This is a genomic window from Gilliamella sp. BG2 (assembly GCF_046635645.1).
Classification (GTDB): Bacteria; Pseudomonadota; Gammaproteobacteria; order Enterobacterales; family Orbaceae; genus Gilliamella; species Gilliamella bombi.
Genome location: NZ_JBIDFF010000010.1, coordinates 60,272 through 72,662 on the forward strand (window position 1 = coordinate 60,272; position 12,391 = coordinate 72,662).

A 12,391-nucleotide genomic window follows, 5' to 3' on the forward strand; every position below is an offset into this window, starting at 1 on the left:
ACATGACGACAGTTTGGGAATAGTCGAAATAGGAGAAAAATAAAATGCCAGAAGTAAACAATCAGGCAATTGAAACAATCTATGGAGAAATATATGGAAGAGACGCTTTAATATTAAAAGACATCATATTTGATATGTTTCCACTGGAATTAAAGGTAGTAGCTTCTTTGTGGTTACCACATTGCCAACCCAGCAGAGGATTAGAAGGCGAGGCTTTAATCTGTTTTAAATTTAAAAATATAAAAAGTTTAACTATTACGATGATTGATGAATCAAAATATCAGCTGGTACAAAAATCTTGTTTCGATAAAGTATTTGATAAGGAACAAGATGAACATTATGTTTTAAGTACTTATGATCATATTTTTGATGTGATTGGTCAATGTGAAGTAAGCTACAAATAGTTATTAACGTTTGTAATAATTTGGAAGGAAAATTGGCTGATAATATGGTTGTACATCATAAAAACCCATTATTTCGTCAATAATAAAGATTTACACAAGTATCCTAAAAGAATATCCCTTATTTGGTACTAATTAAAAGAGGTCGGTATGAATTTATTCTGCGATAATTGTAATAAAGCATTTATAGCATCAGAGGAGCAAGACCGATTCATCTTAGTTTCTCGTGAAAAAAACATGAAATTCATTATGATACAGTGCCCTTATTGTTTTATGAGTTATGCTTTTAATCCAATGCGGTTAACTAACCTAGACAATAAACAAATCCCTGTTGTTAATGGGTTAAGATGCCCTAAAGAAACATGTACGGGTATAGTATCTTATATTGAAGATATCCCTCCATTTTTTGGGTGTGGTGAATGTGGTAACGTCTGGTTAAAAAAAGAAAATTTGTATGATGATATTAAAAATATAATATCTAAGTATCCTTATAGAAAACATGCATATAATATAATAAACGGCGAATATTTACCTGTTCTAGATAAAGAAATTCCACCATGCTATGATGAGCAAGTCAGTTTAGAGTGGAATAATGAAATAAATAAAGACGATGGTTGTGATGATGGCAGAAAATAGCCAGATACAATTTATTGTAAATAATAATTGGAGATTATGAATGAAAACTATAAGAGGAATTGATAATTTGTTCCGTATTTATAAAAATTTGAATGAACCTTGGTCTTTTTTTGTAGAACCTGAATTTATAAATGAGATCAATTGCATTAAAAATGCCAATTATTACATTGCAGAGACGGAAGATGAATTTGATGAAATGGATGATTCACCTGATAAATATGAAGCATGGTTAGAATATCCGACATTTCAGGCCATTATTGATAATAAACTTGAACATCATCCTAATGCTACAAAAAAAGATTTATTAGATGCTATTATTTATTACCTTGAAAATGATGATTTTTTGGATTAATCCAAAATGGGAAGGTCAAAAAAAGGTCTTTCCGTTTTTAAGCAAAAATCTGTAGTAGTAAAATTTACCGTTGTTAACCACATTAATGTAGTCTATTTAAAACAGTTTTTATCGCTAAAGAGAAATTATGAAAAAATTTTTAGAATTACTAAATAAACAAGGTATAAAATACCTCATTGAAGACAATAAGATCACAGTTGATGGTAATTTAAATCTAAGAAATAAAGGAATTAAAGCATTACCTGAAAACTTGTTTGTTAACGGGGATTTGATTTTAACTTATACAAGAATTGAAGCACTACCTAAAAATTTTTCTGTTAGTGGTGATTTAGATTTAACAAATACAGAAATCAAAAAATTACCTGAAAATATACTTATTGGTGGCTATTTATATTTAACAAATACGGAAATCAAAGCATTACCTAAGAATTTTTCGATTAGTGGTAGTCTAAATTTAGCAAAAACAAACATAACAGCACTACCAGAAAACCTATCTGTCCAAGGTGATCTCAATTTAACAGTGACAAACATCAAAATGCTACCCGAAAACTTATCAGTTGGTGGGAATTTATACTTAGGATTTACAGAAATAGAAGCATTACCAGAACACTTTTCTATTAAAGGTGATTTGGATTTGAAATTTACCAAAATGACTAGGTTACCTGAATACTTATCCGTTGATGGTCACTTAAACATCGAATCGACAGAAATTCAAGAATTACCCGAAACTTTATCTGTTGGTCGTGGCATATATTTGGATATAGATCAAATACAGAATATAGCTTATCGTAAAACTAGCGAAGATAACTCGCAAATTATTTTTGCTTGTTGGGTTAATGGCGCATTTGCAATCCAAGCAATGGAATTTTTTGGTACACTTGCCGATTTTGAGAAAATGGTTGATGAAAACTATTCTGAAGAAAATGCGATAAAATACAAAAAAATGGCGAATGAATGTATCAAAGAGCTGAGTACAAAGCTTAATAAACCGTTACCGATAGTAAATTAAGATAAAATAAAAAACACTCTACCTTGATTACCCCAATAAGATCGGCAAAATGATTACAATGCCGAATACTACCAAATAATGTGAACTGTCCCCATTTTGGTGGACAGTCATTTCAAATCACGCTTTCATTTTATTTTAAAATTTAACATGTTATAAAAAAGCACGGATATCAATATACTGTATTTCAATACTCTAATTTATACAAATTTTCAACATTGACATGATAATTATTATTACCTATGCTTACCAAACGTAAGCAAAAAATACGAGGACTAATTATGAAAGTATCAGCCAAAGAAATCGAAGCTATGTCAAATAAAGGCAGCAAGGAGAGATACATTTATTCTATAAAAAGAATTGTTGATAACGAAAAAGCTTGGGTTTTGGATTATGATGGTTTTGCCTTGAGTGGCATAAATGGTGACAATAGTGAAGTTCTTATATTATGGCCAGCTCGTGAATATGCTGCAAATTGTGCTATAGATGGTTGGGAGAATTACAAACCAAAAGCATTATCGCTTGATTATATAATGGATGATTTGTTGCCTAAATTATCATCAAAAGGGACTCAAGTCGGTATTTTCTCAGTTCCAGGTCTATCTAATACCCCAGTTGTTGATGCTGAAAGTTTACTGCTTGATTTAGAACACGAATGTAGTAATTATATGTAATTTTATATTAATATCAGAATAAGAATAAAATTATAACAACCTTTATTATTTATGCGAGATATAATGGAAAAGTTTTTGGAGTTATTAAACAAAAAAGGCGTAAAATACTGTATTAACGATAATAAAATCATAGTTAATAATAATTTAAATTTAACAAAAAAAGGAATTTGTGTATTACCCGATAATTTATTGATTAACGGCGATTTGGTTTTAGCTTATACAAAAATTGCAGCACTACCTAAAAATTTTTCTGTTAGCGGTGATTTAGATTTAACAGATTCAGCAATTCAATTATTACCCGACAATTTATCTGTAGGTGGTAGTTTATATTTATCGTTTACACATATCAAAGAACTGCCTAACAATCTATCTATTGGCGGTGATTTATATCTAGGAAATACAGACATTCAATCATTACCAGAAAATTTATCAATTGGTGGCGATTTAGATCTTGTCTTTTCAGAGCTCAAAGAATTACCTGATAACCTATCTATTGGTGGTAATTTAAATCTAGAAAATTCAGAAATTGAAATACTACCAAGAAATTTGTCGGTTGGTGGAGATTTATATTTAATCAATAGTCAGATCAACAAATTATCTGAAAACTTATTTGTTGGTGGCGATCTAGATTTAGCCTATACAAATATTCAATCATTACCTGAAGGCTTAACCGTCGGTGGTGATTTAGATTTAAGAAATACAAACATCAAACAACTACCCGAAAAATTTTCTGTTAGTGGTTATTTAAATTTAAGAAATACAAAAATCCAAACATTACCAGAACATTTATCTGTAGGCGGGTATTTAAGTCTAGCGAATACAGAAATTCAAGCATTGCCTAAAAATTTATTTGTTGGTGAACATTTAAATATACAGTCAACCAAAATCACATCATTACCCGAAAACTTATCTGTTGGTCGTGGCATATATTTGGATATAGATCAAATACAGAATATAGCTTATCGTAAAACTAGCGAAGATAACTCGCAAATTATTTTTGCTTGTTGGGTTAATGGCGCATTTGCAATCCAAGCAATGGAATTTTTTGGTACACTTGCCGATTTTGAAAAAATGGTTGATGAAAACTATTCTGAAGAAAATGCGATAAAATACAAAAAAATGGCGAATGAATGTATCAAAGAGTTAACTATAAAGCTTAATAAACCGTCACTGAGAGTAAATTAAGATAAGTTAAAAAAGCAAATCTTCTTAATTGACTCAATGATATCGCCAGATAAAGTAATATTATACCAATCACATTCTTCTATATGATTAGGTAATAAGCGCTTTAGATATTTACGATAATATTGTTGATTTAAAGCAATCTATTGTTTAAAACAAACTAAGCTGCTAAAAAATGAATATACAACATATAGAAACAGCTGATTGCAATATCTTGGATACTAAAATATTTTCTCATAAAATTAAGATATATTTTGCATCAGTTTACCAATTAGAGACAAAACAACACATAACTAATGTTTGTTTATCGATTTTTAATTGGTCATTTTTTGAAGCAAATGTTTTTATCGTTAATCATTTGAATAATCGCTTTGAACAGAAAACGTTATTCAAACATGAATTAGAGTTTTTTGAATATATTCAGAAAATATCGCTTGAACAAAATAATTTTATATTACAAGGATACAGTAAAAAATCTGGCAACTGGCTAGAGTATCGTTTCATAGATAGTGATTTTTGCTTGACCATGTTTTAACAAAAATATAGCTGCGCATGTAATAATTATGCAACCGTTTTTGTAACGCTATAAGCATTGATAAAAAAATAAATTAATTGTCTGACAAAAAGCTTAAGTGATCTATGGAATATAGGCTGTTATTTCTAGTGTCATAACACGTTTATTTGGGTATCAATGTAAAGGTACATAATCATGAAATCAAAAGATCAGCGCTTCCTATTCTTAATTGAAAATAAAACCGCCCCTTGGGGCGACTGGGGCGATATACTTTGGACAGGGTTAACACCTTGGGATGAAAATAAGCAGTCTATTGCTATCGAACGTACCGGACCTTTTACTCCAAAAGCTTATTTTTCAAGTAATAACTTTATTTTTACAAAAGAAATAAAGGAACTAATCGAAAATTCCTCATTAAAAGGCATTAAATTTTTGTATGAAATAGAAAAAAAGAAAATTATTAATCTTGATTGGACAAAATGGGATGTGAATAAAGATATAACTGATTATTTAGATGATCTATATGAACCAGTGGATTTAATTTTTGATGGCATTAATGATGTAAAATTAAATCAGGATATGCCAGATTATTACTTGTCTAGTATAGAAAGCCAAATTCATTTAAACAAAAATAAACTTATCGATATGCAAAACCCTTCGGAATATATTACTTTTGTTGGCAACGAACTTGATGATTCTGATTTTTTTATGGGAATTGAAATACTAGGCTGTTTTATTAGTGCAAGAGCCAAAAATTGGCTAGAAAAATATTGCCCTAACTGTTTTGACTACTATTTAATTAAACCTGACTAATAGTGGAAATATTCTAACTTAATTGCTTAATCTAAATAAAAGATAATCATATAATTTTTCTGCTAAAAAATTAGCATGCTCACTTTTTACGATTAAATTAAAAAAATAGTATTGGTTATACGAATCTTCAATTATAGGATCGGAAAGCATACAAAATTCGATGTAAGCTAAATATAATTTTTTTATATCATCAGAAATTTCTTCTAAAGAGATATGATAATTGCTTATATCATAAAAGATATTAGTGAATTTATGATTAATAATACTTAACTCTATAAAAGGAGCTTTATTTTTCTCACAAAATTCCCAATGAAGCGATTTTGTTTTATCATTTCTATAAATAAATTTCATTAAGGATCCCATCCTAGATTTTGTGAATTTGTTATTTAAAGGGTAAGGTTGATTCTGTCTCCAAATTCTATAATAAACCGGTTAATAGAAAATATTTCTTAATTTAAATCAGAAGAATAGCTTATTACATTTACATACGCACTTGTATCATTTTATGCAATGTGGGTGATTTGATGTAAATACTTATATCTTGATAATTGCTACATCTATTCTTTTTGATGTTAGTATACAGCCAAATCAGAATGACAAAAACCTGTTACAAAATCCATTAATTCTAAAATAATATCTTCACTATTAGGATATGTTAAGTTTTGCAAGCACACATACATACAATTTTTGGACATGCCTTTGTTTTTAAAATAAACAAGTGATTTTCTAATGTCTAACAGGTCCTGTTTTTCAGATATTTTTTGTGTGATACAAGCTATAAATTCATGTTGATAAAGCATGTTATTTTTCTTTTTTCTTCTTTTATACATTAATAATTACAGTTGCTGAACTATCTGAGAAAATATCGTTAATATATTTAATTAACAACGTGTTATCTAGTTCATTAAATTCAATAATAATTTTTTTAGCCTGTATTTGCTCGGTTTTATGTTTATTTATCTCTATGGTAAGTGTATTTTTTTTCAAAACGATACTTTTAACTGCTTTAGCTACTTCGATTTCGGTTAGATGAGTTTGAATACCTATTGATTCATCTACATCACCTTCATCTTCATCAAATCTAGATAATATTAAGTAATTGTTGGGAAATATTAGATCGTTGCTGATACCAATAATTAATACTTGATCTTCGGTATAACAGTTAATATTTGTTGCCAAGAATTTTATTTCATTATGTATCATATTATTAATATTCTGATTTTCTTAAATATCATTTTTCTTGGTAAGATTTATGTCAATTATAGTATTTATAAAATTTTGCTATTACTAATAAAGTGAGTTTAAACAAACCTAACAATTTAATATAACTTTATCTAATACCTTCTTGATAATGATAGTGCTCAAGCATTTGTGCACTATTTTGTATACACCAATCATAACCACCAATATCTATCGGCATTTTAGTCAAAACGCCTGTTAATTTGTTAAGCTTTACCCAGTTATCTGCTTTTTCAAGGGACGAAAATACCGCAGATACCATTGAAATATTGTCTCTCTTAAAAACCCAAACCCAACTATATTCTTTCATACTATTTCACCTGTAATTCTTCTTTGTATTTTTCATGCTAATAATAAAAATGTTATAAACAATAATTTATGGGAACTGCTTGTATTGTTTATAATATTTTCTCAAATTACTGTAAACAATACGAGCAATTTCTATATTTTTTATTTGTACTGGAAGTTATTGTTTAGAGAGTTCAATTCAATAGAAGGATCATATTATTTTGTTAATGAATGATATCTTTGAGGTAATACGCTAATTTTTCCAGTCCCCAATAATACAAGACTAAATGCACTCAAAGCCATAAAAGCAGGATATTCCCAACCTCCACCTGTATTGCTAAATGATCAACCATTTGTTGAATGAATAAAACTTATAACAATCATCTGAATAACAGTGAGTGAGCTGATTATACGAGTTAGAATTCCTAAAAGTAATAAAGCGCCACCAGCAATTTCAAAAGCAATTGTTAAATAACCAACAAATCCTGGAAATCCAATAGATTCAAAGTATTGAGCTGTACCAGAGGGGGTTAAAACAAGAAGTTTAGTTAACCCATGCGCCAAAAACATAATACCTAATGCTATACGTAATAAAAGTGATGCTATGTTGTTTAATCGATGTTTTAGTCGATGAGCTTAAAAATTATCCAAGATATGTTTGTTAAAAAATTGATCGTTTGGTATTTTAAATACTCTACAATATAAATATAATGTATACAAAACCGTACCCAATTAGGCTTGTGCTATTTAGGTAATAGAAGATGAATTTAATAAGGAATATAAAATGGGGTTATTTTCTCGCTTGTTTAGGCGTGGTGATAATGAAATCCAGCAATCAGATGACATCTTTGTGCCAAATTCTTCTATTGAAAATCCTTTATCTTTGATCGTTCTATTCAATGGCAAACTCTCTTTTGATCAACATAAATTATTAAAAACATTACGCAAAATTGATTCATCAATGAAAAATATTCGTTTGCAATCATCAATTGAGCAAATAGCTGATGGAGCTGATATACATGCAGTCTTTGGTAAGCACATTATTAAAATCGTTTGCTTTAATTCCCCTTGTTCTGCCGAAATTTTAGAACCTTGTATTGAAAGTAGTCAAAAAAGGCAAGATTTTAGACAACAAGTTTATCATCATCAAAGCCATATAATGTTGTACTATGTTGGCTTTGAAGAGGATTTAGTTGAACAATATGTTGCTCTAACACAGTTTGCTGTTGGATTTGAACATAGTGATATGTGCGCTCTTATTAATGCAAAAGCTCATCAAATTTTAGCAACTCATGTTGCCAGTGCACTGGCAACCGAACAAAAAGGCGTGTATTTGTTACGTAATTGTTTACCTTTATTTTTTATTGGATTTGAGGAATTTAATGTTGACCATTTTGATGGCATATGGATGCGTACTTATGGTGCCGATGCTTTTGGTTTTCCTGATTTTGCTATATTAGCTAATAGTTATGAAGATGGAGAAAAATATATGAACATGTTCAATAATTTATTGCTTTCTTTGCGGGATAGTGGGGCAATGATACGTGCAGGTCATACTACTGAAGATACTGAGGGCAAAAAAATGTTATTGCGTAATCCATTGGTACAAGAATCTTTTTTACAAAATGGTGGAATGGTATTGGTGATGGAATACTTTGTTGAGTAATCTTTAGTATAAATCAGATTTATTAATATAATGGTTAGTATCCTTATTGATAATAATAGATTTTAGAAAAACTTAATATTAAGGAATAGTAAATGAATATTTTTTCACGCCTATTTGGCAAAAAAACACAGCAACAACAAGCAAGCGGGAATCTGGTTGAAAATCCAGAGATTAAAGAACCGTTAGCATTAGGAGTCGTTTTTAAAGGACAATTTTGTTTTGATGAAAATAATTTATTAAATAAATTACGTAATATAGATTCTTCTATGAAAGATATCCAATGCCAACAGCCATTGGGGCAGTTAGATGATGGATGCTATATCTTAGTTGGTTGGGGAAAACACGTGATTAAGCTATTCGGTATCAATGCTCCATATCCTGCAGAGGTATTAGAAACTTGTATTGCACCTGCACATTATAATCAGGATATCAAAGCGCAAATTCGCAATAATGATAGCCATTTAATTTTATATTATGTTGGGTATGAGCAAGATGTACTTGAGCAATACCTTGCTTTAACCCGTTTAGCAGCTGGTTTGGAGGAGTTTAATGCTTTAGCTGTGATTAACGGAAATGGACATACTTCGCTACCGATAAATACTATTCGCAAATTGGTTACAGATAAAGATGGAATTGATAGTTTACGCTATTGCTTACCCTCGTTCTTTTGTGGATTTGTGAAATATGAGGTAGAGGGTGTTAAAGGGGTATGGATGCGTACTTATGGTGCGGATATTTTTGGCTTGCCTGATTTTGCTGTATTAGCCAATAGCCATGATGAGGGGGAATATTATTTTGAAATGTTTGGCAATATCCTACAGTATTTGCGTGATAGCGGTGCAACAATGAGGCCAGGCGATACCATGGAGGTGGGTGATGATAAAATGATGTCATTACGCGCTCCACAAGATGATGAATACTTTTTGAAAGATCAAGGTCATGTTTTGGTGGTTGAAATAAATAGCAATAATGCAACTGCATAAATACTTAACTTGCCAGCAAAATTAATCTAATAAAATAAACGTCTATTTTTAAATAGTGCGTTTATTTTTTTATATTCATTTTATCACTTAATTTATTGCTTAATTTACTTATTGATAGTGCTAACCCATTATCAAAAATTTATTTTTTCATTGTGAGTACAATATCGCCAGAATTCAGCCTTACCTTTTCGCCATTATATTGGTACTCAGACCACAGTGAAGGGTTATCCGATTCACAGTCATTAATGATTCGATATTCACTATAACCTGTATTACAGCCCAAGATAGGTATAATCTCACCAACAGTTCTGTCGATATCATGTTCAGACAAGTAGGTAATTAATTTTTTGACTAATTCTAGTTTGTGTTTTAACTCTGAATTATCTTTATATGATGATTCAATAAAATCAATAATATCTAACATTTATAACCTTTATAAAAATGTAAAACCAAAAAAATGATTTGGGTCAAAAAGTAAATTACCGCAGTCTTGACCATTGACGTAACTTATACTCATTGAGGAGAAGGGTATTGATGAGTATGTTCTATCGGTGATAATTACAGCCTGCTCAGTTTTGAATAATTGTGAATAAATTGACATCAATGAAAAATGGTCATCATCATCTAAAGTAAACCATGCTTTAATTTCTGTTAATTCATTATATTGTATAATACCTGCTTCACTGAGATATAACTCAAAAATAACTTCATCAATAATAAAATATAATCTGTCATAAAATGGGGGAAAAATCGGTAGGGTAGCATAATCAATATAGCCAGCGATCATTACATCCTTTAGTTCACCAAACATTAATCTATCAAAAAACCCCTGCATGATTAATCCTTTTATTACTTTGTACAATTAACTTAAAAAATGATTTTAACGATTCTGTTGTAATCAGCATATCAAGCTACTTCGAGCATCATCCAAAAGGCATCTATTATTTGATAAATAAAACTCACCGATTTCTTGCACATCTTTATCGTCACTTTGTAAAGCTAAAATAGCCAATTTTTTTGATAACTTCTGGCTAAATGAATTGAATAAATACATCAATATACCAAATGTTTCATAATTCTGTTGCCCTAAAATAGGTATAATATAATTCCAAAGATGTTTTTCTAGCCACTGTGTATTGATACTTAAAATAATCTCTTGGCATAATTTTGTATTGCCATCTAAATATTGCATAATGTTGATAATTTCAGGTAATAAGCTTATTTTGATTGCTTCTGGAAATTGTTTGATCAAGTGTAATAACAAGGGATCAAACTTTTGGGTTAAATGTGTTTTAATTAATTCAACGGCTTTAGGCTGATTAGCTAATAAATAGAGTTTATTTAATAAATTATCCTGTAGATTAATGCAGTCGATTAAAAGTTGATTTATATCATTGAATGAGTGCATATTTTGGGTTACCTGTTTTATCTATAATGCTGCTTAAGGTTTTATTTGGCAAAACCATATCCAATTATCATGATGAAAATAAAATGCAATATTGTTATCAGAGCAGATAAGTAGGCTATCATCATGAATATTATCTAGACAATGGGTTGATATTTCCATCCCATTGGTATAGGCATCATAATAATATCCTGATTTAATGGTATAGTGTTTTATAATTTGAGCAAATTTTTCAAAAGCATTGTTATCGATTCTTACACAATGGTGATTCAAATGTTTATCAAGATATTTGATATTATTGGCAAATTTCTGCCACTTTCCATTAATGAGAAAGTGATATCGTTGTTTTTTATCTTTCTTTATAAAGTTGTTTATAAAAAAATTTAGATGATTCATAGTATATTGAATATCAAGTTATGATTTGACCTTTATATATTGCCATTTTATCTTAAAAAATACCTTTTAATTGCTTTTTTGATATTTTGATCTGTTTAGCGATGATTTCTACGTAGAATGAATCACTTTGAATAATGTAATGCCAATAGTCACCGCGATCATATTGTTGCCAATTAGGGAAATGAGTTTGTCGTTCATTGACTAATTGCTCAAGCCATGATGATTCAGGAACAACCCAATAACAAGAATTAACATCATCGCTATCACAATGACTGTAATAAGCACACTGTTTGTTTCGCTCAAAACGCATTGCCCAAACATTAGAAAACTGAAATATACCCGTAAATTTAGAATACTTGGCAGGTTTATACCATATTTTACAATAGGCGGTTAAAGCATCGCCTTTGGATTTTATGACAATGTCATCGTTGGGCGCTTGCCAAAAAGGAAGTTCAATGGGATAGGCATGATCTTTGGTTTGTGAGTGTTGATAGATAATACTATGATTGGTTAAGGTTGTTTGAATATGCTTTTCAACGTGGTAATTAGGAGATTTATCCTCTGTAATCATGAATGTAAGAATATAAGATGGATTAAGGACGATGTCAAAAGTACGATCAATTTTGTCATGAATTATTATAGTAAAATCATCTAACTTAGCTTTAGCAATACCACTATCATTTTTATAAGTAAATGTACAGTTAAAGGCTTTCGTAAGTTTGGCTAATAGTCGTTCAAATGAGCAATTCTCATCAATTAACAACCTTAACCATTTTGGGGGAGTGTTCATCTGTTCCTGCTTAGTACTATTACTTTGCGATTAATTTAAGCCTAAA

General features: G+C 29.9%; 17 protein-coding genes and 1 pseudogene. 10 read left to right on the plus strand and 8 right to left on the minus strand.

Annotated features, from left to right (window positions below; all coding sequences use genetic code 11):
- Nucleotides 1-44 precede the first annotated feature (44 nt).
- The 8 genes from ACGH6Q_RS06010 to ACGH6Q_RS06045 all read left to right on the plus strand — a co-directional run bounded on the left by ACGH6Q_RS06010 (nt 45) and on the right by ACGH6Q_RS06045 (nt 5,578).
- On the plus strand, nt 45-404 hold the full coding sequence (locus tag ACGH6Q_RS06010) for a hypothetical protein (RefSeq protein WP_065638937.1): 360 nt from the start codon (nt 45-47) through the stop codon (nt 402-404).
- Between the two features lie 147 nt (nt 405-551).
- Nucleotides 552-1,037 (plus strand): hypothetical protein, encoded by a 486-nt coding sequence (locus ACGH6Q_RS06015; RefSeq protein WP_174798159.1) that lies wholly within the window; start codon nt 552-554, stop codon nt 1,035-1,037.
- A gap of 40 nt (nt 1,038-1,077) precedes the next feature.
- Nucleotides 1,078-1,389 (plus strand): hypothetical protein, encoded by a 312-nt coding sequence (locus ACGH6Q_RS06020; protein ID WP_174798160.1) that lies wholly within the window; start codon nt 1,078-1,080, stop codon nt 1,387-1,389.
- A gap of 127 nt (nt 1,390-1,516) precedes the next feature.
- Nucleotides 1,517-2,398, plus strand: coding sequence for a hypothetical protein (locus tag ACGH6Q_RS06025; RefSeq protein WP_174798161.1), 882 nt, complete (start codon nt 1,517-1,519; stop codon nt 2,396-2,398).
- 278 nt (nt 2,399-2,676) lie between these two features.
- Nucleotides 2,677-3,069: a DUF2750 domain-containing protein gene (locus tag ACGH6Q_RS06030; RefSeq protein ID WP_085164754.1), complete on the plus strand. Its 393-nt coding sequence runs from the start codon at nt 2,677-2,679 to the stop codon at nt 3,067-3,069.
- A gap of 63 nt (nt 3,070-3,132) precedes the next feature.
- Entirely contained in the window at nt 3,133-4,254 is a 1,122-nt protein-coding gene (locus ACGH6Q_RS06035) for a hypothetical protein (RefSeq protein ID WP_411592341.1), read from the plus strand.
- 172 nt (nt 4,255-4,426) lie between these two features.
- Entirely contained in the window at nt 4,427-4,786 is a 360-nt protein-coding gene (locus ACGH6Q_RS06040; protein ID WP_085164747.1) for a hypothetical protein, read from the plus strand.
- A gap of 174 nt (nt 4,787-4,960) precedes the next feature.
- The gene (locus tag ACGH6Q_RS06045; protein ID WP_174795983.1) at nt 4,961-5,578 is read left to right on the plus strand and encodes a hypothetical protein; all 618 of its coding nucleotides are present in this window, start codon (nt 4,961-4,963) and stop codon (nt 5,576-5,578) included.
- 18 nt (nt 5,579-5,596) lie between these two features.
- Here the strand turns inward: ACGH6Q_RS06045 and ACGH6Q_RS06050 are convergent, their stop codons facing one another.
- From ACGH6Q_RS06050 to ACGH6Q_RS06065, 4 genes and pseudogenes are all read right to left on the minus strand, one after another.
- Nucleotides 5,597-5,929 carry a hypothetical protein gene (locus tag ACGH6Q_RS06050; protein ID WP_085164743.1) on the minus strand — a complete coding sequence of 111 codons (333 nt, stop codon included), beginning with the start codon at nt 5,927-5,929 and terminating at the stop codon, nt 5,597-5,599.
- 471 nt (nt 5,930-6,400) lie between these two features.
- Complete coding sequence (locus ACGH6Q_RS06055) at nt 6,401-6,757, minus strand: hypothetical protein (protein WP_065589780.1); 357 nt, start codon at nt 6,755-6,757, stop codon at nt 6,401-6,403.
- Between the two features lie 151 nt (nt 6,758-6,908).
- Nucleotides 6,909-7,127, minus strand: coding sequence for a hypothetical protein (locus ACGH6Q_RS06060; RefSeq protein ID WP_065589781.1), 219 nt, complete (start codon nt 7,125-7,127; stop codon nt 6,909-6,911).
- Between the two features lie 194 nt (nt 7,128-7,321).
- Nucleotides 7,322-7,711 (minus strand): annotated as a pseudogene (locus ACGH6Q_RS06065) (DoxX family protein).
- Nucleotides 7,712-7,889: 178 nt separating this feature from the next.
- Between ACGH6Q_RS06065 and ACGH6Q_RS06070 the strand changes: the two are divergent.
- Nucleotides 7,890-8,771: a DUF4261 domain-containing protein gene (locus tag ACGH6Q_RS06070; RefSeq protein WP_411592343.1), complete on the plus strand. Its 882-nt coding sequence runs from the start codon at nt 7,890-7,892 to the stop codon at nt 8,769-8,771.
- Nucleotides 8,772-8,863: 92 nt separating this feature from the next.
- A complete protein-coding gene (locus tag ACGH6Q_RS06075) occupies nt 8,864-9,754 on the plus strand; it encodes a DUF4261 domain-containing protein (RefSeq protein WP_085164739.1) in 891 nt (296 codons plus the stop codon).
- A 139-nt stretch (nt 9,755-9,893) separates the two neighbouring features.
- On the opposite strand, the gene ACGH6Q_RS06080 is transcribed toward ACGH6Q_RS06075, so the two are convergent.
- The 4 genes from ACGH6Q_RS06080 to ACGH6Q_RS06095 all read right to left on the minus strand — a co-directional run bounded on the left by ACGH6Q_RS06080 (nt 9,894) and on the right by ACGH6Q_RS06095 (nt 12,345).
- The gene (locus ACGH6Q_RS06080) at nt 9,894-10,178 is read right to left on the minus strand and encodes a hypothetical protein (RefSeq protein ID WP_065589784.1); all 285 of its coding nucleotides are present in this window, start codon (nt 10,176-10,178) and stop codon (nt 9,894-9,896) included.
- A gap of 9 nt (nt 10,179-10,187) precedes the next feature.
- Entirely contained in the window at nt 10,188-10,589 is a 402-nt protein-coding gene (locus tag ACGH6Q_RS06085) for a hypothetical protein (RefSeq protein ID WP_411592344.1), read from the minus strand.
- Between the two features lie 63 nt (nt 10,590-10,652).
- Nucleotides 10,653-11,162 (minus strand): hypothetical protein, encoded by a 510-nt coding sequence (locus tag ACGH6Q_RS06090; protein WP_296302540.1) that lies wholly within the window; start codon nt 11,160-11,162, stop codon nt 10,653-10,655.
- A gap of 445 nt (nt 11,163-11,607) precedes the next feature.
- On the minus strand, nt 11,608-12,345 hold the full coding sequence (locus ACGH6Q_RS06095; protein WP_296318030.1) for a hypothetical protein: 738 nt from the start codon (nt 12,343-12,345) through the stop codon (nt 11,608-11,610).
- Nucleotides 12,346-12,391: the final 46 nt, after the last annotated feature.

Coding starts and splice junctions, on each gene's coding strand:
- ACGH6Q_RS06010 (WP_065638937.1), top strand. CDS start 45: ATGCCAGAAGTAAACAATCAGGCAATTGAAACAATCTATGGAGAAATA.
- ACGH6Q_RS06015 (WP_174798159.1), top strand. CDS start 552: ATGAATTTATTCTGCGATAATTGTAATAAAGCATTTATAGCATCAGAG.
- ACGH6Q_RS06020 (WP_174798160.1), top strand. CDS start 1,078: ATGAAAACTATAAGAGGAATTGATAATTTGTTCCGTATTTATAAAAAT.
- ACGH6Q_RS06025 (WP_174798161.1), top strand. CDS start 1,517: ATGAAAAAATTTTTAGAATTACTAAATAAACAAGGTATAAAATACCTC.
- ACGH6Q_RS06030 (WP_085164754.1), top strand. CDS start 2,677: ATGAAAGTATCAGCCAAAGAAATCGAAGCTATGTCAAATAAAGGCAGC.
- ACGH6Q_RS06035 (WP_411592341.1), top strand. CDS start 3,133: ATGGAAAAGTTTTTGGAGTTATTAAACAAAAAAGGCGTAAAATACTGT.
- ACGH6Q_RS06040 (WP_085164747.1), top strand. CDS start 4,427: ATGAATATACAACATATAGAAACAGCTGATTGCAATATCTTGGATACT.
- ACGH6Q_RS06045 (WP_174795983.1), top strand. CDS start 4,961: ATGAAATCAAAAGATCAGCGCTTCCTATTCTTAATTGAAAATAAAACC.
- ACGH6Q_RS06050 (WP_085164743.1), bottom strand. CDS start 5,929: ATGAAATTTATTTATAGAAATGATAAAACAAAATCGCTTCATTGGGAA.
- ACGH6Q_RS06060 (WP_065589781.1), bottom strand. CDS start 7,127: ATGAAAGAATATAGTTGGGTTTGGGTTTTTAAGAGAGACAATATTTCA.
- ACGH6Q_RS06070 (WP_411592343.1), top strand. CDS start 7,890: ATGGGGTTATTTTCTCGCTTGTTTAGGCGTGGTGATAATGAAATCCAG.
- ACGH6Q_RS06075 (WP_085164739.1), top strand. CDS start 8,864: ATGAATATTTTTTCACGCCTATTTGGCAAAAAAACACAGCAACAACAA.
- ACGH6Q_RS06080 (WP_065589784.1), bottom strand. CDS start 10,178: ATGTTAGATATTATTGATTTTATTGAATCATCATATAAAGATAATTCA.
- ACGH6Q_RS06085 (WP_411592344.1), bottom strand. CDS start 10,589: ATGCAGGGGTTTTTTGATAGATTAATGTTTGGTGAACTAAAGGATGTA.
- ACGH6Q_RS06090 (WP_296302540.1), bottom strand. CDS start 11,162: ATGCACTCATTCAATGATATAAATCAACTTTTAATCGACTGCATTAAT.
- ACGH6Q_RS06095 (WP_296318030.1), bottom strand. CDS start 12,345: ATGAACACTCCCCCAAAATGGTTAAGGTTGTTAATTGATGAGAATTGC.